Annotated in this window: 19 protein-coding genes and 1 other RNA gene; all 20 read left to right on the forward strand. The window is 38.0% G+C overall.

Features of this window, described 5'->3' with window-relative positions; all coding sequences use genetic code 11:
• Entirely contained in the window at positions 1-732 is a 732-nt protein-coding gene (gene rlmB, locus KH109_RS06080; RefSeq protein ID WP_295216798.1) for a 23S rRNA (guanosine(2251)-2'-O)-methyltransferase RlmB, read from the forward strand.
• Between the two features lie 2 nt (positions 733-734).
• On the forward strand, positions 735-1,268 hold the full coding sequence (locus KH109_RS06085; protein ID WP_004697429.1) for an NYN domain-containing protein: 534 nt from the start codon (positions 735-737) through the stop codon (positions 1,266-1,268).
• Between the two features lie 72 nt (positions 1,269-1,340).
• Positions 1,341-2,015 (forward strand): RNA polymerase sporulation sigma factor SigH, encoded by a 675-nt coding sequence (gene sigH / locus KH109_RS06090; protein WP_156718950.1) that lies wholly within the window; start codon positions 1,341-1,343, stop codon positions 2,013-2,015.
• A gap of 5 nt (positions 2,016-2,020) precedes the next feature.
• Positions 2,021-2,257, forward strand: a complete 237-nt coding sequence (secG, locus tag KH109_RS06095) for a preprotein translocase subunit SecG (protein ID WP_004695991.1) — start codon at positions 2,021-2,023, stop codon at positions 2,255-2,257.
• A 55-nt stretch (positions 2,258-2,312) separates the two neighbouring features.
• Positions 2,313-4,676 (forward strand): ribonuclease R, encoded by a 2,364-nt coding sequence (gene rnr, locus KH109_RS06100; protein WP_295216802.1) that lies wholly within the window; start codon positions 2,313-2,315, stop codon positions 4,674-4,676.
• An 8-nt stretch (positions 4,677-4,684) separates the two neighbouring features.
• Positions 4,685-5,155 carry an SsrA-binding protein SmpB gene (gene smpB / locus KH109_RS06105; protein ID WP_004697155.1) on the forward strand — a complete coding sequence of 157 codons (471 nt, stop codon included), beginning with the start codon at positions 4,685-4,687 and terminating at the stop codon, positions 5,153-5,155.
• A gap of 152 nt (positions 5,156-5,307) precedes the next feature.
• On the forward strand, positions 5,308-5,808 hold the full coding sequence (locus KH109_RS06110) for a hypothetical protein (protein WP_295216805.1): 501 nt from the start codon (positions 5,308-5,310) through the stop codon (positions 5,806-5,808).
• A complete protein-coding gene (locus KH109_RS06115; protein ID WP_295216808.1) occupies positions 5,808-6,539 on the forward strand; it encodes a 6-carboxyhexanoate--CoA ligase in 732 nt (243 codons plus the stop codon). The genes KH109_RS06110 and KH109_RS06115 overlap by 1 nt, the downstream gene beginning before the upstream one ends.
• A gap of 1 nt (position 6,540) precedes the next feature.
• Entirely contained in the window at positions 6,541-7,701 is a 1,161-nt protein-coding gene (gene bioF / locus KH109_RS06120; RefSeq protein ID WP_295216811.1) for an 8-amino-7-oxononanoate synthase, read from the forward strand.
• A gap of 175 nt (positions 7,702-7,876) precedes the next feature.
• Positions 7,877-8,218, forward strand: a transfer-messenger RNA (tmRNA) gene (gene ssrA, locus KH109_RS06125).
• 190 nt (positions 8,219-8,408) lie between these two features.
• Positions 8,409-9,026 carry a Type 1 glutamine amidotransferase-like domain-containing protein gene (locus KH109_RS06130; protein WP_295216814.1) on the forward strand — a complete coding sequence of 206 codons (618 nt, stop codon included), beginning with the start codon at positions 8,409-8,411 and terminating at the stop codon, positions 9,024-9,026.
• A 250-nt stretch (positions 9,027-9,276) separates the two neighbouring features.
• Complete coding sequence (locus KH109_RS06135) at positions 9,277-10,404, forward strand: efflux RND transporter periplasmic adaptor subunit (protein WP_295216817.1); 1,128 nt, start codon at positions 9,277-9,279, stop codon at positions 10,402-10,404.
• A gap of 14 nt (positions 10,405-10,418) precedes the next feature.
• Positions 10,419-13,601 (forward strand): multidrug efflux RND transporter permease subunit, encoded by a 3,183-nt coding sequence (locus KH109_RS06140; RefSeq protein ID WP_295216820.1) that lies wholly within the window; start codon positions 10,419-10,421, stop codon positions 13,599-13,601.
• Positions 13,602-13,756: 155 nt separating this feature from the next.
• Positions 13,757-14,698 (forward strand): manganese-dependent inorganic pyrophosphatase, encoded by a 942-nt coding sequence (locus KH109_RS06145; protein WP_295216822.1) that lies wholly within the window; start codon positions 13,757-13,759, stop codon positions 14,696-14,698.
• Positions 14,699-14,802: 104 nt separating this feature from the next.
• Positions 14,803-16,992, forward strand: a complete 2,190-nt coding sequence (gene pcrA / locus KH109_RS06150) for a DNA helicase PcrA (RefSeq protein WP_295216824.1) — start codon at positions 14,803-14,805, stop codon at positions 16,990-16,992.
• Positions 16,993-17,074: 82 nt separating this feature from the next.
• Positions 17,075-19,078: an NAD-dependent DNA ligase LigA gene (ligA, locus tag KH109_RS06155; RefSeq protein ID WP_295216827.1), complete on the forward strand. Its 2,004-nt coding sequence runs from the start codon at positions 17,075-17,077 to the stop codon at positions 19,076-19,078.
• 74 nt (positions 19,079-19,152) lie between these two features.
• A complete protein-coding gene (gatC, locus tag KH109_RS06160) occupies positions 19,153-19,443 on the forward strand; it encodes an Asp-tRNA(Asn)/Glu-tRNA(Gln) amidotransferase subunit GatC (protein ID WP_295216830.1) in 291 nt (96 codons plus the stop codon).
• 11 nt (positions 19,444-19,454) lie between these two features.
• Positions 19,455-20,915, forward strand: coding sequence for an Asp-tRNA(Asn)/Glu-tRNA(Gln) amidotransferase subunit GatA (gatA, locus tag KH109_RS06165; RefSeq protein WP_295216832.1), 1,461 nt, complete (start codon positions 19,455-19,457; stop codon positions 20,913-20,915).
• Positions 20,912-22,360, forward strand: a complete 1,449-nt coding sequence (gene gatB / locus KH109_RS06170) for an Asp-tRNA(Asn)/Glu-tRNA(Gln) amidotransferase subunit GatB (protein WP_295216835.1) — start codon at positions 20,912-20,914, stop codon at positions 22,358-22,360. Before gatA ends, gatB begins: the two co-directional genes overlap by 4 nt.
• 167 nt (positions 22,361-22,527) lie before the next feature.
• Positions 22,528-22,944, forward strand: a complete 417-nt coding sequence (locus tag KH109_RS06175) for a DUF4229 domain-containing protein (RefSeq protein WP_295216837.1) — start codon at positions 22,528-22,530, stop codon at positions 22,942-22,944.
• Positions 22,945-22,957: the final 13 nt, after the last annotated feature.

Genomic DNA, 22,957 nt, shown 5'->3' on the forward strand with positions numbered 1-22,957 from the left:
ATGGATAATTATATTGTTGGTCGCAATGCGGTAAAAGAGGCCCTTAAAAGTGGCCGTTCTATTCAACGCATTATGGTCAGTGAAGATAAGGTTAAAACTGGTCTAGCTGATATTGTTGGCCTTGCTAAATCTCAAGGCATTGAAGTGCGTCCAACACCTATTAAACAAATGAATAAATATGATTTAGAGGTACCCCACCAAGGTGTTATTGCCCTTGTTTCTGCTGTTCAATTTAAAGAACTAGGTGAAGTGCTACAAGAGACGAATCATAAGGTACCTTTGCTTATCCTAACAGATGGTGTTGAAGATCCACATAACATGGGCGCTATCATCCGTACTGCGGAATGTGTAGGGGCTACGGCCGTACTCATTCCTAAGCGTCATAATGCTCCTATTAATGCGACAGTGGCTAAAACATCAGCCGGTGCTATTGAACAAATTCCACTAGTACAGGTTGGAAATGTAGCTCAAACCATTAAACAACTCCAAAAACAAGGCTTTTGGGTTATGGGCGCTCATATGGAAGGGGATCGCACTTTATATGAGGCGGATATGACAATTCCTACTGTTATCGTCATTGGTAACGAAGGAAAGGGCATTAGCCGCGTTGTGAAAGACGCATGTGATTTCCTCGTTACCATTCCTATGTATGGAAATTTAAATTCTTTGAATGCATCTGTGGCTGCTGCTGTTCTTATGTATGAAGCTGTGCGTCAGCGCCAAGCGAAATAATTATGCTAAAAGATATTTTAATTGTAGATGGATATAATGTGATATTCGCCTGGACTCATCTAAAGAAACTCGCTCATGAATCATTAGAACATGCCCGTATGGAGCTTCGAGATAGATTGTTGAATTACGGAAAATTCAAGGGTTATGAAGTTATCCTTGTATTTGATGGTAAATATACAAAATCTGGCGGCTCTGTAGAGGCTATTACGAGTGGATTCCTCGAAGTGTATACTGAAGATGGGGAAACGGCGGATTCCTTTATTGAGCGAGAGGTGTTTTTGCGAAAAGGTAAATACACCAATGTATATGTTGTAACCTCTGATGGAGCTGAACAAAATCAAATTCTTGGATCTGGAGGCTTGCGCATTCCAGCTCGAGAATTACAAAATATGATTCGCATAGCTAAGGAAGAGGAACGACTACAATACGCTCATGAACATAGACGAGATCAATTTAGCTTGCGACGTAATGAAGTAGGAGGGTTATTATCTCCTGAAGTAGCTGAAAAGCTAGAGAAATTACGGCGTGGCCATTGATAGTTGAAAATCACATATAGTTCCAGTATAATGAATATATTGGTTTTTCTGCTCAATTGTAAGGAGGAGCATATGAACACAATTCATACACGCAAGCCCGATTACAATTTCAAAGAAATGACCGATGAGCAAGTTGTGGTCATAGCTCAAGAAGAGCAAAATGAGTTTGCAATCGATTATATTGTTAATAAATATAAAAACTTTGTTCGTGCAAAGGCGCGTTCTTACTTTTTAGTAGGCGCAGATCGTGAAGACATCATTCAAGAAGGGATGATTGGTCTTTATAAGGCTACGCGGGATTTTAAACATGATAAATTAGCGTCCTTTAGAGCTTTTGCGGAGCTTTGTATAACTAGACAGATTATTACGGCTATTAAGTCGGCGACTAGACAAAAACATGCGCCTTTAAATTCCTATGTATCTTTAAATAAGCCAGTTTATACAGAGGAATCAGAGCGTACATTGATCGAGATGCTATCTTCAGCAAAGGTTACCAATCCTGAGGACCTTATTATCAGCCAAGAGGAATTGGATGATATTGAGCGCAATATTGGTCATATTTTAAGTGAACTCGAGTGGGAGGTCTTGGAAGGATATCTAGACGGACGTTCTTACCAAGAAATGGCTGAGGTCACTGATCGCAGTGTCAAATCTATAGACAATGCGTTGCAAAGGGTTAAACGTAAATTAGAGAAGTATTTAGAACATCGGATTTTGGATTCTCCAAGAGCCACACAGGAAGGATGACAGTCGTGACAAATTTTTTAATGATTGTAGAAGTAATCGTATCTATTTTATTAATCGTAGTAGTTGTTGCACAGAATAGCAAAAACGCAGGCATGGGCGGTGCTGTATCTGGTGCGGCAGACTCTTCTTTTGGTGGTAAGCAACGCGGTTTAGACGCTTTCTTATCTAAATGTACGATTATATTGGGGATTATCTTTGCTGTGTTGAGCTTAGTGTTAGGGGCAATGATTAATCAATTCTAATGATGAAAGCCTGCTTTGCAGGCTTTTTCTTTTTATCAAATGAGGAGGTGAAAATTTGAAGAAGAAAGTATTAGACTTTTATAAATCTATACAACCACATGCATATCATATTGAAGATGCGGCCATGGATAACCATATCCGTGGTGGTAAAGATCTTGAGATGTTTATTCGTTCTGCAAAAATGCTTGCTCGAGAAGGGGTATTAACATCTTCGCGACCTGATGTATATCAATATGCAGAGCAACAACATGAAGAATATGAAGGTATTTATAAGGGCTATCGTAAGTCTTTTGGCTTTGTTATTATGCCTGAAGATGAAGATATATATGTAGCAGAACAAAATAAAGGTACTGCTATGCATAATGACAAGGTTCGCGTTCGCGTCATACCTTCTAATTATACAAAGCATAAACGAGAAGGCATTATCGTTGATGTTATTGAACGAGCTAATGAAACCATAGTGGGTACTTATGACCGACAACAACACTTTGGCTTTGTTATTCCTGATGATGAGCGAATAGGGACTGATATCTTTGTAGATTTAAAAAATACATTAGATGCTCGTAGTGGCGCAAAGGTATTAGTGAAAATTACTAAATGGCCTGAAGGCGATAAAAAGCCAGAAGGTATTATTACTGAAATTCTTGGTTATAAGGGCGATGTAGGTCTTGATATTAACTGCATCATGGCTAATCATAAGATTCCATTTAATTTCCCCGATGATGTTATCAAAGCGAGCAAGAAAATTGTTACCTTTATTCATGATGACCCTGCCCGTTGGAATCTTCGTGACTTACAAATGGTCACTATCGATGGGGAAGATGCAAAAGATTTAGACGATGCTGTGAGTGGCCGAAAATTACCAAATGGTAATTATGAGTTAGGTGTACATATTGCAGATGTGAGTCATTATGTAGTATCCGGACAGGCTATTGATAATGAGGCCTATAAACGCGGTACATCTGTGTATTTAGTAGATCGTGTAGTACCGATGTTACCTGAGGTCCTATCTAATGGCATTTGTAGTTTAAATGCTCATGAAGACCGTTATGCTATGACGTGTATGATGGAAATAGATAAAGATGGTAAGGTTGTAAATTATCGCATTCGTCCATCTATTATCCATGTAGGACGTCGTTGTAGCTATAAAGAGGTCTATAAAGCATTAGAGGAAAATATTATTCCTCATGACTTACAAGACTTTATGCCTATGCTGCATGATTTGGCAGAAATTTCTAAGATTTTGAATCGAATGCGTCGTCGTAGAGGTGCTTTAGATTTTGATTTTCCTGAATATAAAGTATTACTCGATCATGATGGTACACCGTTACGTATTGTAAAACGAGATCGTACCATGGCAGAACGACTTATCGAAGAATGTATGCTCATTGCCAATGAAACAGTGGCTACACACTTAAAGAATACGCATCGTACATCGGTATATCGTATTCACGAGAACCCAAGTGAAGAAAAGTTAGATTTATTCCAAAAGGTATTAAATTACTTGGGGCAAAATCTCGTTCTTAGTGCTGATGGTGTAACACCAAGAGATTTCCAAAAAATCTTAGATGTAGTAAAGGGTCAAGATATTGAGCAAGTAGCTCAAATTATGACCTTGCGTTCTATGCAACAAGCTAAATATAGTATTAATAATGTGGGACACTTTGGCTTAGCATCTGCATGTTATACGCATTTTACATCTCCTATTAGACGATATCCAGACTTAATGGTTCATCGCCTTTTAAAAGCTGATATGCATTGGAAAAATGGTTATTCTAAACGGGATGTAGAGGAAGCATTCTTAGCTGGAGCTGTTGAACATTCTTCTATACAGGAGCAAGTAGCTACTGAGGCTGAACGAGATACAGTAGATCTTAAAAAGACTCAATACATGGTTCCATTTGTAGGGGAAGTCTTTGAAGGAACTATTTCTAGCATTACATCCTTTGGTATGTTTGTAGAATTAGAAAACGGTATCGATGGCCTTGTGCATATGAGCATGATGAATGATGATTACTATTTCTTTGATGAAGAACATTTTGTGCTTGTAGGCAAAAGAACAGGTAAAACCTATCACTTAGGTGAAAAGGTAACTGTTACTTTAGTAAAAGCCGATGTAGAAAAGAAACAGATCGACTTTGTACTTGGTGAAGTCAATAACCTAATGGCTATACAAGAACAATTGCAAAATGGTTCTGACTATGCAAGTAGTCGCGATGGCTATGGTAGTCGTAAAGGTCGTAAATCTTCAGGAAAATCCAGTAAAAAATCTTCACGACGTGATAGTAATAAATCTAGTCATTCTAGGTACGATGCTTTCAGTAAAAAATCTAGTAAAGGCAAATCAAGTCGTAAGAAGTCTAATAAAATGACTAAGCGCAGTCAATCTAAGAAATCTAAAAGTAAACGTAAACGATAGAGGTACATATGGCAAAACAATCTAGTCCATCTCTTATTGCTGATAATCGTAAGGCCCGTCATGATTTTAATATTCATGAAACCTATGAAGCAGGCATTGCTTTGACAGGTACTGAAATTAAATCGATACGTCAAGGTAAACTGAACTTAAAGGATAGCTTTTGTCGCATTGATAAAGGCGAGCTTTTGTTGTATGGTGTTCATATCAGCCCATACGAACAGGGCAATCGTTTTAATCATGAACCTGAACGGACCCGTAAATTGTTGATGCATAAATCTGAAATCAATAAATTGCATGCTCAAGTTAAGGAGAAAGGATTCTCTTTAGTGCCGCTTAATTTCCATTTTAGCCATGGTTATGTAAAGGTTACCGTTGGCCTTGTAACTGGTAAAAAGTTATATGATAAGCGTCAAGATATGGCAGAACGCGATGCTAAGCGAGATATTGCAAAGCGTCTCAAAGAGCAACAAAAATATTAAGATAAAAAGATCGAGTCATTTGGCTCGGTCTTTTTTTGTGATATTTGTCAACTAATCTTGTATTTTTAGTTGATAAATATGTATATTGAAATTATAATGTAAACAAAGAGTTGTGTTTGTGGTTGACATTTTCTAAGTAGAGGAGAAACATCATGAATCAGAACATTCGGTACATTACAGAGGTTGCTATTTTAACGGCTATGATTACTGTATTAGGTGCTATTAAAATACCTAATGTCATTCCAGGTATAGAGTTTCAACTGTCAGCTCCATTGGCGGTAGCCATATGTGCCGTATTCGGATTTAAGAAATATATTATTAGCGGATGTCTATCTAGTTTAATCGGTTTAGCACTAGGTACACAAACTATTTTGAATGTTATGATTGCTATGCAATTTAGACTTATCGTAGGGCTAATTCTTTGGATGTGCCATAATCATATGATAGGTATTATGATTTCCGGACCGATTGCATCTGCATTAGCGCGATTGACCTTGTCTGTATATATCGGTAAGGCTGCATTACCTATGGTTGCCTTGGCAGTGCCTGGCATGATTTTTACAGTCATTATGGCTCCAGTATTTGTAAAAGTATTCCGTAAAATTCACAGCCATGCACATCAAAACAATATTATAAAAGGTAAGGTATCATAATGAATGAATTATATAGTGTACGCATGCGTGCTGCTCAAGGTGGTCCCCATGAAAAAGGGGGCCACCATATTTCTGGGGCAGAGCGTATCGTAAAATTAGAAGAAGTAGGGGCTATAGCTCAATCGTTAGCTGATCGCGCACTGCATCACAGTAAAGGAACAGCTGATTTTATCAATATTACTGTAGATTTAATCCCACCGGAGAAGATTACATATATTGATTGTCTAAAGGTAGAGGAACATAAAACTAGTAGCATTTCTGAATCCCATCAATTGGCGACTGAGCTTTTACAAGGTCCTAATATTAGTAAGGCAGCTGTTCTTAAAGCTATATTTTTGTTAAAAAGTTTAGATAAATCTATGCGCGGCGCTATGTTAGTGGATGCCATTACTGGCGAGCGCTTAGATACAGGTGACCGCGGAGTACGTGTTAGTCATATGGACTCCTTTGACTCTCATGCATTAGGTGATAATGAACATATGAGAGAGGCTTTAGTATTAGCTTCAAAGGTTCAATCAGCAGATGGTATTGTTGGCGAATTATGTTGGTCTGATGATCCAGACTATACAGTAGGTTATGTTGCTTGTAATGGTGTATACCATCGAATTCCTAATATGAAAGAATTGGGCTCAAATATAGGGGGCCGTGTTTTCTTTGTACGGTCTGATATAGATAGTAAAAGTGTAATTGAGTATTTGGAGCGTGCTCCAGTACTTGTTCAACGGAGATAGAATGTATAAATTTTTTAAAGAACAATTGGACTCTAAGATAGAGAACCATAATTTACGAACCTTAAGAGAATACTGTCCTATTGATGCAGTGCGAGTAAAACGAGATGATAAAGAATATTTAATGATGGCTTCAAATAATTATTTGGGCTTAACTTTTGAACCTCGTGTAATAGAAGGGGCTCTAAAAGGGGCTCAACAATATGGAACAGGATCTGGTGGATCGCGCCTTGTATCTGGTACGTTTCCATTATTTACAGAGCTTGAAAGGTCATTAGCTAAATTTAAGAATACTGAAAAAGCCCTTGTATTTAATACTGGTTATATGGCCAATGTAGGAACTATTTCTGCCGTAGCAGATAAGAATACTATTATTTTTAGTGATGCTCTTAATCATGCTAGTATTATTGATGGCTGTAGATTAAGTCGAGGTACTGTAAAAACATATAGCCACTGTGATATAGACGAATTAAAGTATCTGTTAAAACAGGTGGATCGAAATACTCGAAAGCTTATAGTTACAGATGGCGTATTTAGTATGGATGGGGATATTGCACCATTAGATAAGCTATATGAACTGAGCCGTGAATATAATGCACTGCTCATGGTAGATGATGCCCATGCAACTGGAACTATTGGTAATGGTCATGGTACAGCGGCCTATTTTGGACTTGAAAAAGAAGTAGACATACAACTTGGTACATTGAGTAAATCTTTAGGCTCTGTTGGTGGCTATGTCGCTGCCAATAGCACTATCATAGATTATCTCGTTAATACGAGCCGCAGTTTTATATTCTCTACCGCATTATCTCCTGCTGATATAGGGGCTGCCTTAGCTGCACTACATGTTCTTGAATCAGATGTATCCGTTTTACAGCGTTTACATGAAAATGTAAATTATATGGCAGACCAATTGATTTCCATGGGAATTAATGCTACCAATGAAACACCGATTTTTCCGATTCTTATAGGTAGTAATGAAGATACATTAGCAGTGTCTCAATATCTTTATGAGTCTGGAATTATTGGGACTGCTATTCGACCACCTACAGTTCCTATTGGTGAAAGTAGAATTCGACTCACTGTTACGGCTGCGCATAATAAAGAACAAATAGATTATGTGTGCCAATCACTGCAAAATGCTATGAAACAATTGGACTTATGATGGTACATAATATATCTAATAAAGAGAGAATTAAAAGAATCCGAAATTTGACTGGTTACGTAGACTATATTAGATAAGTGGAGTAGTCTAACAATAGTGGATATATCTGAGTTGTAAAGGGTTCATATAATTGACAGTAATATTAAATAGGCTTATAATTATGAGACCGACGCACGGGGATGTAAAGGTTTCGACAGGGGTGCGTGTGGTATAGATAGCGAGTCGGCGTTCCATGAGGCCGTTAAACGGTGGGAAAATATTTAAACGCAGAAGAAAATTTTGCATTAGCTGCATAAGCTACGTCCCTCATACTTGTGCCTACCAAGTGTGAATGGACGTCAAACCGTAGGCTGGCTTAATTCAGTTGTTCATATGAATTAGGCGAGACAATATGAACTGGGGTTGTGTAGCTTGTCTGTGAGCGGTAGCAACCTGAGATCTAAATCATAGACTGTGCTCGGAGAAGTCTATATGGCAACACTTCTGGACAGGGGTTCGACTCCCCTCATCTCCACCAAATAATAAGCATACTTTTATCAAAATAGTCTATGCTTACAAATAAATATGTAACTTTTCGGCTATAATAGATATAGAGTAGTCGATTTAGTGGTTTTAAAAACTACCTAGGTGGATTCTTAGGTAGTTTTTTTATATATAAGATTAAATATAATATTAATTTATATAGCGAATTGCAAAGGTGATAAGTCATGGAGATTTTACTCGCGTCCTATTTGGCAGGAACAAAAAGTATAACCAAAAAGTATCTTTCAAAAATGGTTTCTAATAAAATAATTTTTATTCCTACGGCTGGAAATGTCGAGCCCTATACAGGATTTATTGATGAAGGAATTGAGATGTTAAAATCTTTAGGGTATGAATTAGAAATTATTGATATTTCTAAATTTGATGAAGATTATTTAAAGGATAGGTTTTTAAAGACAGAATGCATTTGTATATCTGGTGGGAATACTTTTTATTTACTACAAGAGTTAAAAAAGAAAAATCTAGTAGACGTACTTTTCAAGAGAATCAAAGAAGGCTTATTGTATATTGGAGAGTCTGCTGGAGCGATTATTATGTCTGAAAATATTGAATATAATCAGATAATGGATGATAAAAGTATAGCCTCTGAATTAGATGATTATGCAGGGTTAAATGTATTTGATCATTATGTTCTGCCGCATATAGGAGAGTATCCATTTGAAGAAACTGCTCAGAAAACATTAGATACTTATCAAGATAAGATAGCATTAGTGCCGATAAACAATAATGAAGCAATTTTAGTGAATGATAGTGGTTATAATATATATAATGAAAGTTGTTAAATCAAACTTGTGATTTATATTTTTACAATTCTAAAAACTATCTGTGTTCACATTAAATAATAAATGTCAATAATTTTTATCGCTTTGATTGCACAATGAATATGAATTTATATAGATTTTATCTATGTTTTATAAAGGTAGAGGGGTATCGAAAAAATTGACTTTGTCTATAGAATCCTGTAAAATATATATAGATATTTATGTAATTATGACACATAGATGATTAGTTTCGTGTAAAGGAGTACAGATAATGAAGTTCCGTTATTCCCGTATGTTAGCGGCTCTCGTTGTATCCGCTGTAATTGTTGCTGGTTGTGGCAGTAATCAACAGCAAGCAGGCGACGTGAGTGTCAATGCATACAAAATTACTGCAAGTGATGCACAGGTAAATCAAACCTATGCTGGTACTGTAGTTGCAGAAAACTCTGTAGCTGTACATGCTCGTGTGACTGGTTATGTGGTGGAAAAATTTGTTAAAGGCGGGGAGCAAGTTGTAGCTGGACAGCCATTATATCGCATCGACTCTCGTCAATACGAAGCTGCTCTTGCCAATGCTGAAGCACAAGCTGCTCAAGCTAATGCAAACTATAAAAATGCTGAAGTAGACCTCAATCGTTATGAAACATTGGCTCAACAAGATGCTATTGCGCAACAACGTGTAGATACACAACGCAGCACTGTAGAACAAGCTAAGGCAGCTTATGAAGCATACCAAGCATCCGTAAAAATTGCTCAAGATAACTATGGCGATACAATGGTATATGCACCATATTCTGGTACATTACGTATGGATGATATCGATATGGGTACATTTGTACAAGCAGGTTCTACAACATTAGTAACCATTGATTCTATCGATCCTATCTTTGTTGAATTTAGTATGACAGAGCAAGAATATCTTGACTTCATGAAAAATCCAACTGGCGATGATTCCAATAGTCCAAATATTCAATTAAAACTTGCTGATGGCGAAACGTATAATCAACCTGGTTCTATTGTTCAAGCAGCAAAAAGTCTTGATCAATCAACAGGTAAGCTTGTGTTGAAAGCATCTTTCCCAAATCCTGATCATTTATTGTTGCCAAATATGTATGCAACAGTTATTTCTCCAGGCGAAAAACTTAAAAATGCTATCCTTGTACCAAGTCGTGCGATTCTTCAAATTATGGATAAAAACTTCGTCTATGTTGTGAATGCTGATGGTGTTGTAGAGCAAAAAACTGTTGAAATTGGTGGCACTACTGGTGGTGAAACTATCATTAAATCTGGTTTAGCAGCAGGCGATACAATTATCGTAGATGGCTTAACTAAGGTTAAGAATGGTGTGAAAGTAAATGCTAAATTACTTTCAAAAGATCAGTTGAAAGCTACAAAATAGAAGGGGGCTAGATCGTGTCGAAATTCTTTATTAATCGACCTATCTTTGCCATTGTAATAGCCATTGTTATTACCTTGGTAGGTCTCATTTCCATGATGAACCTCCCGGTAGCTCGATATCCACAAATTTCTCCACCTACAGTTCGTGTAAACACTGCCTATACTGGTGCAACGGCTCAAGTTGTTAATGATACGGTAGCCAGTGTTATTGAAACACAAATCGTAGGCGTACAAGATATGGACTATATGACATCTAGTAGCTCAAGTAATGGTAGCTACTCTTTGACTGTTCAGTTCAATCAAGGCACAGATGCCGATATGGATACGGTTAATACTCAAAACCGTGTTCAAGCAGCACTTGCACAATTGCCTGCAGAGGTACAAGCAGTTGGTGTTACAACTACTAAATCATCTGGTGATATGGCAATGGTATTCTCCTTGAGCTCACCTGATGGTACTTATGATTCTACATTCTTAAAGAACTATGCTACCAACTATATGATGGATGCTATTAAAGCCATTAAGGGTGTTGGTTCTGTACAAGAGTTCGGTTCCGACTATGCTATGCGCATTTGGTTAGATCCTGCAAAAATGCAAAACCTCGGTGTTACTATTTCTGAAGTGACTGCAGCTATTAAGGGGCAAAACTTACAGGCTGCGGCAGGTACGGTAGGCCAAAATCCTACTAATGGGGAACAAGCATTCCAATATCCTATTAAAGTTGATGGTCGTCTTGTGACACCTGAACAATTTGGTAATATTGTTATTAAAAGTTCTAATGGTAAAGTATTGCATCTTAAAGATGTTGCTCGCATTCAAATTGGTGCTAAAGGATATGACTTTATTGCTAAGTCCGCTCATAAAGAGGTAGCAGGCTTTGCTATTTCCTTACAAAATGATGCCAATGCATTAGAAACTATTGCAAATGTTAAGAAGGTACTAGATGAACAATCTAAATCCTTCCCACCAGATATGCAATATAACGTGGTTGTAGATAATACTAAATTCGTAAGTGCATCTATCAATGAGGTAGAGCATACCTTTGTAGAAGCATTGTTACTCGTTCTTATCGTAGTATATGTGTTCCTACAATCGTGGAGATCTACGATTATTCCTATGATTGCAGTTCCTGTATCCTTATTAGGTACATTTGGTGCTTTCGTATTACTTGATTTCTCCATCAATACGTTGACATTATTTGCCATGGTATTGGCCATCGGCCTCGTTGTTGACGATGCTATCGTTGTAGTAGAGGCTGTAGAATATGAATTAAAATATAATGGCTTACCTCCGAAAGAGGCGGCTATTAAAGCGATGGAAAATGTACAAGGTCCTGTAATTGGTATCGCTTTCGTATTGGTTGCAGTATTCGTACCAGTTGCATTCATGGGTGGTATGACAGGTATCTTATATAAACAATTTGCATTAACAATTGCTGTGTCTGTTGTTATCTCTGCAATTATCGCTCTTGTGTTAACACCAGCGTTATGTGCTACGATGTTAAAACCGCATACGCCTAAAGAGCGTGAAGATTGGGTACATCGTCAGTTAAACAAATTCAATGCGGCTTTAGAACGTTTTAGCAATTGGTATGGTATCCAATTGGCTCGTTTAAGCCATCGTTTGAGCTTAACTGTTATTGCATTGTTAATCTTTGCAGGTGGTACTGGTTTAGTATTTCACTTCTTACCAACATCCTTTGTACCTGCAGAGGATAGCGGTTATTATATGATTGCTGTTAATGAGCCGCCAGGGGCTACATCTGAGCGTACGATGGCAACACTTGAGAAAATTGCTTCCTTCTTAGAAGGTAAAAATGATCCTGAAAAACCTAAGGATGAACAATTGTTCCAAGAAGTATTTACTGTAGCTGGCTTTGACCTCTTAGGTGGCGGTCAAAAATCAAGTGCTGGTGTAATCTTTGCCACAATGTCCGATTGGAAGTATCGTACAACACAAGCTACATCTATTAATGCAATGATTGGTCAAACCTTTGGCTTTGCAGCTCAAGGTGTACCAGAAGCAACTGTAGTTGCTTTGAATCCACCATCTATCCCAGGCCTTGGTACTACTGGTGGCTTTAGTATGTACCTCATTAACAAAGCTGGTGACAGCCCACAAGTTATGGCTGAACGTGCCAATGAGTTTATTGCAGAAGCTCGTAAGAGTCCAGCTATTCAATCCATTTACACTACATTTGATACATCTACACCATCCTTACAATTTGATGTGAACCGTGAAAAAGCGGCTCAAGATGGTGTGGCATTAGCTGATATTTTCACTACATTACAAGGTTTCTACGGTAGTATTCAAGTCAATGACTTTACTACATACGGTAAAAACTACAAAGTAGTAGTTCAAGCTGAAGACGCTTATCGTCAAAATGCGGATCAGCTTAATATGTTAGCTGTTCGTAATAGCAAGGGCCTTATGGTTCCAGTTTCTAACTATATTACGAAGGAACAAACAGGTACACCATCTAGTATTACTCGTTTTGATAATGCGATGGCTGTACAAATCGGCGGTTCCCAAGCACGTGGTTACTCCTCCGGTGATGCTATTAACGCATTAAAAGAGGCAGCAGCTAAAACATTGCCTGCTGGTTATACCTATGACTGGGCTGGTCAATCTCGTGAAGAGTTGAAAGCTGGTTCTCAAACTATGATGATTCTTGGTTTAGGCCTAGTCTTTGTATTCTTAATCTTGGCTGCCTTATATGAATCTTGGAAGGTTCCATTTGCTGTATTGTTCTCCGTACCATCTGGTATGATTGGTGCTTCTTTAGTGCCATTCTTGTTGAACTTTACTGGTAGATATTCCTTAGCTAATGATATTTACATGCAGATTGGTCTCTTAACACTTGTTGGTTTGGCCGCAAAAAATGCGATTTTGATCATCGAGTATGCTAAGATTCGTGTTGACGAACGTGGTATGAACGTCGTTGATGCCGCTATCGAGGCTGCAAAAATTCGTTTGCGTCCAATCTTGATGACATCCTTTGCGTTTATCCTTGGTGTATTGCCATTGGCAGTATCTACTGGTGCTGGTTCTGGTGCTCGTACATCCATGGGTATTACTGTAGTAGCAGGGATGACAACAGCAACATTGTTTGGTATCTTTATCATTCCAATGCTGTTCATCATCATTGAAAAACTTGGACCTGGTTTGTTTACAAACCGCAAAAAAAATCACGACTAATCATTTACATTAGATAATTTTGTAGAATGACAAAAACACGTCACTACTTAGTAGTGGCGTGTTTTTTTATATAATTTATGATATAATAATATAGTTAAAAATCGGATTGACGTAAGTCGATATTAAGTGTGAAATTTATATAAAAGAGGTATATTATGAGTGATGTAAAAACATATGTAGCAGGTCATAAAAGCCCTGATACAGATTCTATTTGTTCTGCTATTTCCTTTGCTAATTTCTTAACACAAATGGGCACACCAGCTACTCCAGTATGTGCAGGTGAAGCAAACAAAGAAACAACATACATTTTGAACCATTTTGGTTTTGAACATCCACAAATCGTTAAAAACTGGGAAGAGTTTGCTCCAGAAGGTGGCAACTTATACCTAACTGACCACAATGAATCTAAGCAAATCATTGATGGTTATAAATCCATGAATATGTGTGGTGTTGTGGATCATCACCGCATTGGTGATTTTGAAACTGATGGTCCTGTATTCATGCGCTTAGAACCAGTAGGTTGCTCCAATACAATCATCACTAAATTGTATATGGAAAATAATCAAGAAATCCCTAAAGGTATTGCAGGATTGATGTTATCTGCTATCATTTCTGATACTGTTTTATTCCGTTCTCCAACATGTACTGAAACAGATAAAGATATGGCTCACAAATTGGCTGAAATCGCTGGTGTAGATATCGAGTCCTATGGCCTTGATATGTTAAAAGCTGGCGCAGATATTTCTGATTTGACTAATGATGATATCGTTCGTACAGATATGAAAGAATTCTCCGAAGCAGGTAAAACAATTTCTATCGGTCAAATTTCTGTTATGGATACAACAGATGTATTGGCTAAACAAGCTGAACTTGTAGCTGCATTAGAAGCTCTTCGGAGCGCTAATAACTATGATGCATCTTACATCATGGTTACAAATATTCTTGATGAAAGCACTACGTTGTTATTCAGTGGTGATGTGGAAGCAGTAGTAACAAAAGCATTTGAAAAAGAAGTTAAAGACAATGGCGTATTCTTGCCAAATACTATGTCTCGTAAAAAACAAATCGTACCACCAATTCTTGGTGCTATGAAATAGTATAGTAGTATACAAAGGGAAAAGAACGTTGCTTGCAACGTTCTTCTTCTCTATTTATATGATTATCAAATTATAGTATATGTAAGGGCGATAGGGGTGTTCCGATGAATTCATTACTAACAGGTTTAAATAAAGAGCAACAACAAGCCGTTCAACATACGGAAGGCCCTTTATTGATTTTAGCTGGTGCTGGATCTGGTAAAACAAAGGTGTTAACCGTTCGTATTGCACATTTATTGGCTCAAGGTGTTAATCCTTATGAAATTTTAGCCATTACTTTTACCAATAAAGCGGCTAAGGAGATGAAAAGCCGTGTAGAAGGTTTAGTAGGTGATGTAGCCAATCGTATTTGGCTCAGCACTTTTCATAGCTTCTGTGCGAAATTCTTGCGTTTTGAATTAGATAACTTCTTAGGTTATAACAGTAATTTTACAATCTACGATACATCTGACTCGCAAGCTGTTATTAAGGCAGCATTGAAAGCACTAAACTTGGATGATAAATACTATCCTGTTGGTGCTATGATAGCAGCTATTTCAGATGCAAAGAATAAATTGCTCTTCGCTTCTGATTTTAGAAAGCAGGCAAGAGACTTTTACCAACAAAAGGTTGCTGATGTATACGAGTATTATGAACGGGAATTGCGTAAGAATAATGCTCTAGATTTTGATGATCTTTTATTGGTAGCCGTTAAATTATTGCAGTCTAATGAGGCTGTATTAGATAAATATAGCAAGCGTTTTCGTTATGTTATGATCGACGAATATCAAGATACGAACCATGCGCAATATTTATTGGCTAAACTATTGGCTTCATATTGGAAGAATATCGCCGTAGTAGGTGATGCTGACCAAAGTATTTACGCATGGCGTGGCGCAGATATTCAAAATATCTTGGACTTTGAAAAGGATTATCCAAACTGCACATCTATCAAGTTGGAACAAAATTACCGTTCTACAAAGATTATTCTTGATGCAGCCAATGCAGTAATTGAAAATAACGAAGGTCGGCCTAAGAAAAATTTATGGACAGATAAGACAGAAGGGGCTAAAATTCAACATTTTACGGCTCAGTCTGAACATGAAGAAGCTGCTTTCATCGGCGATACCATCGCTAAAAAGCACGATATTCATGGTGTACCTTATGGTGATATGGCTATTTTGTACCGTACAAATGCTCAATCTCGTGTACTTGAAGAAGCACTGATTAAGAGAGCATTGCCTTATACAATGGTAGGGGGCACAAAGTTCTACGATCGCAAAGAAATTAAGGACGTTTTGGCATATCTACGTGTGTTATATAATCCTTTCGATGATTTAAGTTTATTGCGCATCATCAATGTACCTAAGCGTAGTATTGGTGCTACTACAGTGGCAAAACTACAAGATTATGCTCGTGCAAATGGCACGTCCTTGTTTATGACATTAACACAGTTGCATCTAGTAGATACGATTAAAGGTAAGACAAAGGAAAAGTTAGAAGAATTTGGTATCCTTATCTTTACTCTTGTAGCTGAAATGGAAGATAAAACTGTGCTTGATATCTTAGAATCTATTCTCGATAGAACCGGTTACTTAGCACAATTAGAAGAAAGTACAGATCCACAAGATCAGGCTCGCGCTGAGAATATCGGTGAACTTTTATCTGTAGCTAAAGACTTCCAAGATACAAATCCAACTGGTACAGTGGAAGACTTCTTGGAACAAGTAGCACTCGTAAATGATGTTGATTCTTTCGAGCAAGAAGAGTCTAAAGTTACATTGATGACATTACATGCTGCGAAAGGTTTGGAATTCCCTATTGTATTCTTAGGTGGCTTGGAGGAAGGTTTATTCCCTCATAGTCGCACCTTGATGAACCCTGAGGAAATTGAAGAGGAACGCCGCCTTGCTTATGTAGGTATTACTCGTGCTGAAAAGGAATTATATATTTCTAATGCCACTACGCGTACCGTATTTGGACGCACTAGCAGCTATTTACCATCTCGTTTTATCGATGAAATTCCAGAAGAGTTGGTAGATGGTTTGCGTGCTAAGCGTAAAGTACCTGATGATATTAAGCGTCATGTGCCGCAACATATGAGTGTTACAAGTCGACCAGTTACGAAGCCTATCGTTCGCAATGAAGTAATTGCCGATTGGAAGGTTGGCGATACTGCTATTCATAGTAAGTGGGGCAATGGTAAGGTTATCAATGTTGCTGGTGAAGGGGCTGGTATGAAATTAACTATTGAATTCCCAACCCAAGGTGTACGTGTGGTTATGGCTAAATTTGCACCTGTTAAAAAGGGATAAAACTTGTGTATCGCAGTTAACCTCTTTACCTTGTTTGTATGGAATAGTATAGAGTGTTACTGCACAGTAAAAGGGATATAATATGAATCCGAAAGATAGAATTAAAGAGTTGCAACAAGAGCTTACTCATGCACAGTATTTATACTACGTAAAAGATGCTCCTACGATGAGTGACTTTGAATATGATAAAAAATATCGTGAGCTTGTGGATTTAGAAACAGCTCATCCTGAATATATTGTGCCATCTTCTCCAACACAACGTGTAGGCATGAAGGTGGAAGGCTCCTTTGAAAAGGTCGTTCATGGACGCCCTATGTTGAGTCTTTCCAATGTATTCAATGCTGATGAAGTTCGAGCATTTGCTAGTCGCGTAGAAAAGGAATTAGGACATAAGCCATCTGCGTATGTAGTAGAGTTAAAAATTGATGGATTGGCGGTCAATTTGCATTATGAAAATGGCATGTTTGTACGTGCCGTAACGCGAGGTGATGGTCGTGTTGGTGAGGATGTAACTGCCAATGTACGTACTATTAAATCCATTCCTTTATACCTAGAGAATGCGCCAGAATTTATCGAGGTTCGCGGTGAAGCGTATATGCCTCATAGTGAATTTAAACGTATAAATGAAGAACGTGATGAAGAGGGCTTGCCTACCTTTGTAAATCCTCGTAATGCAGCAGCTGGCTCCTTGCGTCAACAAGATCCTGCTATTACAGCAAGTCGTAATTTAGCGTTCTTTGCCTATGCAATCGGTTCTGAAGTGGGGGCTAATATTCATAGCCAAGAGGAATTACTTAAAAGCTTAGAAAACTTTAAGTTCTCTGTAAATCCTCACTATCGCGTGTGTCAAACCATTGATGAAGTTATTGAAACTATAAATTATTGGGATGAAAAACGTCATGACTTGCCATACGATACGGACGGTATGGTAATTAAGGTTAATAGTTTCGATGACCAAGAGGTACTTGGCAGTACTGCGAAGGATCCTAAGTGGGCCACAGCTTACAAATATCCGCCAGAAGAGGTAGAGACTATTCTTAAGGATATTACTATCAATGTGGGGCGTACGGGGGTTCTTACTCCAACTGGTGAATTGGAATCTGTATTCGTATCTGGTACAAATGTGAGTCGTGTAACATTACACAATCAAGACTTTATCAATGAAAAGGACATCCGTATTGGTGACCATGTCATCATTCACAAGGCCGCAGAAATCATTCCAGAAGTTATTCGCGTAGTTCCAGAAAAACGTACTGGTTCTGAAGTGCCTTTCACCATTCCTAATACATGTCCTGTATGCGAATCTCCTGCAGTCCGACGTGAAGGGGAAGCCGCTGTACGTTGTACGAATAAACATTGTCCTGCTATTGAGAAAGAGCAAATCATTCACTTTGCCTCTCGCGATGCTATGAATATCGATGGTCTCGGACCTAGCATTGTAGAAAACCTAATTAATAACAAATTAATCACCAATGTTGTTGATTTATATCATTTAACGGTGGACCAACTAGTTACAATGGACCGAATGGGTAAGAAATCTGCTGAGAATTTGGTAAAAGCTATCGGAGATTCTAAAGCTCGCGGATTAGACCGTGTACTATATGGTCTTGGTATTCGACTAATTGGATCTAAAGCAGCCGGAACAATTGCAAGTGTTGTGAAATCTATGGAACGATTCATGACTATTACTAAGGAAGAACTCGTTGCAGTAGAAGAGATTGGTCCTACAATGGCGGATAGTATTGTTGAATATCGTCAAGATCCTGCTCATGTAGAAATCATTGAAGGTTTAACAGCGGCAGGACTTAAGATGACTGTAGATGTTGTTGAAGCAGCAGGCAACCAAATGGAAGGCGAAATCGTCGTTCTCACAGGTAAGCTTGAAATTATGGGCCGCAGTGAAGCGGGTAAGATTCTTGAAGCTCATGGGGCTAAGGTGACAGGTTCCGTATCTAAGAAAACAACCCTTGTTATTGCTGGCGAAGACAGTGGTAGTAAGCTTACTAAAGCAAATGAATTGGGTATTCGCGTTATGAATGAAGAAGAATTCGTAGAACTACTTAAGGACCTTGGAGAAATCCAATAGACATACATTCTACAATATTTTGAAAATATATATTATTTGCTTTATAATAAATAATTATGAAAGGATGTGTCTCGATGAAAATCAGCCAAGAGGAAATTAAAAAAATCGCCTTACTTTCACGCTTGGAAGTTAAGGAAGAACATATGGCACATGTAGAAAAAGAGTTGTCCGACATCTTGACTTATGTTGCTGAACTAGATGCATTAGAACTTAATGATGTAGAACCAATGGCTCATGCAGTACCATTGAACAATGTATTTAGAGAGGATGAAACTAAACCATCCTTAGATCATGATTTAGCTTTGTCCAATGCTCCAGAAGCAGAGGATGGGTACTTTAAAGTACCTCGCGTTGTACAAGAATAGGAGGTTTCGCTGTGGCAACAATTCATGAATTACACAAGAAACTAGTGAATAAAGAAATCAGCGCTGTTGAATTGACGAATGCTGTTATTGCTCATAAAGCGAAAGTGGAACCGACTGTACATGCGTACTTATCCGATTCTCATGATCGTGCTTTGGCTACAGCTAAGCTTGTAGATGAAGCAATTGCTAAAGGTGAAGCTATTTCCCCATTGGCAGGTATTCCTGGTGCCATTAAAGATAATATTTGTATTAAAGATGAACCTGCAACATGTGCATCTAAAATGTTGGAAAACTTTGTGCCTCCATACAATGCATCTGTTATTGAACGTTTACAAGACAATCATTATATTAGTCTTGGTAAACTTAACATGGACGAATTTGCTATGGGTGGTTCTACAGAGAACTCTGCATTAGCAAAAACAACTAATCCTTGGAATATTGACTGTGTACCAGGCGGTTCTTCTGGTGGTAGTGCAGCTGCTGTATCTAGTGGCTCTGCAATCTGGGCTCTTGGCTCTGATACAGGTGGGTCTATTCGTCAACCAGCATCCTTCTGTGGTGTTGTAGGTTTTAAGCCAACTTACGGTAATGTATCTCGTTATGGTTTAATTGCTTTCGCATCTTCTTTGGATCAAATTGGCCCTGTTACTCGAGATGTAACTGATGCTGCTTTAGTATTAAATGCTATTTCTGGCCACGATGCTAAAGATTCCACATCCATTCCAGGTGCTCGTGTAGATTACACTACTGCCCTTGTAAATGATGTAAAAAATCTAAAAATTGGTGTACCAAAAGAATTCTTTGGTGATGGTCTTAATAGCGAAGTTCGAAAAGCTATGGAAGAGGCTATCGAAACATATAAAAAATTAGGTGCTGAAATCGTTGAGGTTTCCTTGCCTAATTCTAAATATGCGTTGTCTGCATATTACATCATCGCATTGGCAGAAGCTAGCTCTAACTTAGCTCGTTATGACGGTGTAAGCTATGGTATGCGGGTACCTGCAGATAACTTAGTAGATATGTCTACTAAAACTCGTACAGAAGGCTTTGGTCCTGAAGTGCAACGCCGTATCTTGTTAGGTACCTATGTATTGAGTGCTGGTTACTATGATGCTTATTATTTGAAAGCATTGAAAGTACGTCGCCTCATTAAAAACGAATTTGACGAAGCATTCTCCAAGGTGGATTTGATTTTAACACCAACTGCACCTAATACATCCTACAAATTTGGTGAAAAAGCAAATGATCCATTGGCAATGTACTTAGAAGATATCTGTACAGTACCAGCAAATCTTGCAGGTATTCCAGGTATTAGCATCCCAGCAGGTATGAGTAGCAGTAATTTACCAATTGGCTTACAATTACTTGGCCCTGCTATGGGTGAAGAAACATTATTACGTGCTGCTTTCACATTTGAACAAGCACGTCCGGACTGTCAATTAGTAGCACCAACTGGGGAGGTTTCTCTATGAGTAGTAAATACGAAACAGTCGTTGGTTTAGAGGTTCATACAGAGCTTAAGACTAAGTCTAAAATCTTCTGTGGTTGTACCACTGAATTCGGCGGCGATCAAAATACACATGTATGCCCAGTATGCCTTGGCTTGCCTGGTGCTATGCCTGTGTTAAATAAACAAGTAGTAGAATTTGCTATCAAAGTTGGTTTAGCATTGAACTGTGAAATTCTAAACTTTAATAAATTTGACCGCAAAAATTACTACTATCCTGATTTGCCTAAAAACTATCAAACATCTCAATATGATTTGCCAATTTGCTTAAATGGTCATTTGGATATTGAAGTAAATGGTGAAACTAAACGCATTGGTATTACGCGTATTCACATGGAAGAAGATGCAGGTAAACTTGTTCACAGTGGTAACACTATTTCCGATTCTAAATCTTCTAACGTTGACTACAACCGTACAGGTGTTCCTCTTCTTGAAATCGTATCTGAACCAGATATTCGCTCCGGTGCAGAAGCAAGAGCATATGTTGAAAAACTACGTTCCATCTTGCAATACTTAGAAGTATCTGACGGTCGTATGGAAGAAGGCTCCTTGCGTGGTGACTGTAACGTATCCGTACGTTTGCGCGGTACTAAAGAGTTTGGTACACGTACAGAAACAAAGAACGTTAACTCCTTAACAGCTATTCAAAAGGTTGTTGAATATGAAGCCTTGCGTCAAGCTAAGTTGATCGAAGCTGGCGGTAAAGTAGATCAAGAAACACGTACTTGGGATGATGCTCAAGGCATTACTATTGGTATGCGTAAGAAAGATGAAGAAAACGATTACCGTTACTTCCCTGAACCAGACTTGGTACCAATTGTAATTACGGACGAAAAAATTGAAGAAGTACGCCGTGTGTTACCTGAATTGCAAGATGCTAAGATTGAACGCTTTGTATCTGAATATGGTTTGTCTCGTGAAGATGCGACAATCCTTACTGTATCTCGTAAAACTGCAGATTTCTTAGATGCTACTGTAAAAGCAGGTGCAGATGCTAAGACTGTGGCTAATTGGATGCTTGGTGACTTGTCCAAGATGATTAATGAAAGTGGTTTAACATTCGCTGAATCTAAAGTAAGCCCAGAAAACTTGGCTGGTATGATTGCCCTTATCGATAAAGGTACAATTTCCGGTAAAATTGCGAAAAAAGTTATCGTATCTATGTGGGAATCCGGCAAGGATGCTGATACTATCGTAAAAGAAGAAGGTCTTGTTCAAATCACAGATACTGGTGCTATCGAAGAAATCGTTAAACAAGTTATTGCTAATAATCCACAACCAGTGGCAGATTTCAAAGGTGGCAATGGTAAGGCTATTGGCTTCTTAGTAGGTCAAGTTATGAAAGAATCTAAAGGCCGTGCTAATCCTGGTATGGTAAATGAATTACTTCAAAAATACTTGAAAGACTAATTTGTGCGTTAGCCTAAAGTCGTATAAGCAATACAAATAAAAATATCCCCTATAGATATATGAACTTATATCTGTAGGGGATATTTATTTGCATTTTTTATATTAAAGTATGGTATAATAAGTTGTATAAAATTAATTATTATTTTGGTCATATAAAGGACTTAACAATGAATGATCAACACAATATAAATAACAATCAAAATACATATAGAAGTAGTGAGCGTAGTGATAGCTACAGTAGTAATACACGTGCTGCAGAACCTAATACACGGGTATTATCTGATGACGAACGCCGTGAGTTTGACGGTGTAACCATTGAAGAGGTAGGCGATTCTGTTCATGTAGACTCTGCACCTAGTAATGTGAACGAAGAGTATCAACGCGGTGAAGAGTACAATCAATATGGGCCACATGTTAAGGTGTATAGCTTTAATAGTACAAGCTGGCTTAGTCGCATCATTTTGATTATCATATTAGCTGTTGTTTTAGCAGCTGTTGTATTCTTCGGTGGCATTATCCTCTCTGTAATAGGGGTTGTCATTTTAGTGGGTGCTATTGTTTCCTTTATCTTTGGGCTCTTTTAATGGTATAATATAT

Origin of the sequence: Veillonella sp. (assembly GCF_018381775.1) — a bacterium.
Lineage (GTDB): Bacteria > Bacillota > Negativicutes > Veillonellales > Veillonellaceae > Veillonella.

Coding starts and splice junctions, on each gene's coding strand:
- sigH (WP_156718950.1), top strand. CDS start 1,341: ATGAACACAATTCATACACGCAAGCCCGATTACAATTTCAAAGAAATG.
- KH109_RS06115 (WP_295216808.1), top strand. CDS start 5,808: ATGAATGAATTATATAGTGTACGCATGCGTGCTGCTCAAGGTGGTCCC.
- pcrA (WP_295216824.1), top strand. CDS start 14,803: ATGAATTCATTACTAACAGGTTTAAATAAAGAGCAACAACAAGCCGTT.
- KH109_RS06135 (WP_295216817.1), top strand. CDS start 9,277: ATGAAGTTCCGTTATTCCCGTATGTTAGCGGCTCTCGTTGTATCCGCT.
- KH109_RS06130 (WP_295216814.1), top strand. CDS start 8,409: ATGGAGATTTTACTCGCGTCCTATTTGGCAGGAACAAAAAGTATAACC.
- ligA (WP_295216827.1), top strand. CDS start 17,075: ATGAATCCGAAAGATAGAATTAAAGAGTTGCAACAAGAGCTTACTCAT.
- gatC (WP_295216830.1), top strand. CDS start 19,153: ATGAAAATCAGCCAAGAGGAAATTAAAAAAATCGCCTTACTTTCACGC.
- KH109_RS06085 (WP_004697429.1), top strand. CDS start 735: ATGCTAAAAGATATTTTAATTGTAGATGGATATAATGTGATATTCGCC.
- bioF (WP_295216811.1), top strand. CDS start 6,541: ATGTATAAATTTTTTAAAGAACAATTGGACTCTAAGATAGAGAACCAT.
- rlmB (WP_295216798.1), top strand. CDS start 1: ATGGATAATTATATTGTTGGTCGCAATGCGGTAAAAGAGGCCCTTAAA.
- smpB (WP_004697155.1), top strand. CDS start 4,685: ATGGCAAAACAATCTAGTCCATCTCTTATTGCTGATAATCGTAAGGCC.
- gatB (WP_295216835.1), top strand. CDS start 20,912: ATGAGTAGTAAATACGAAACAGTCGTTGGTTTAGAGGTTCATACAGAG.
- KH109_RS06145 (WP_295216822.1), top strand. CDS start 13,757: ATGAGTGATGTAAAAACATATGTAGCAGGTCATAAAAGCCCTGATACA.
- KH109_RS06175 (WP_295216837.1), top strand. CDS start 22,528: ATGAATGATCAACACAATATAAATAACAATCAAAATACATATAGAAGT.
- KH109_RS06110 (WP_295216805.1), top strand. CDS start 5,308: ATGAATCAGAACATTCGGTACATTACAGAGGTTGCTATTTTAACGGCT.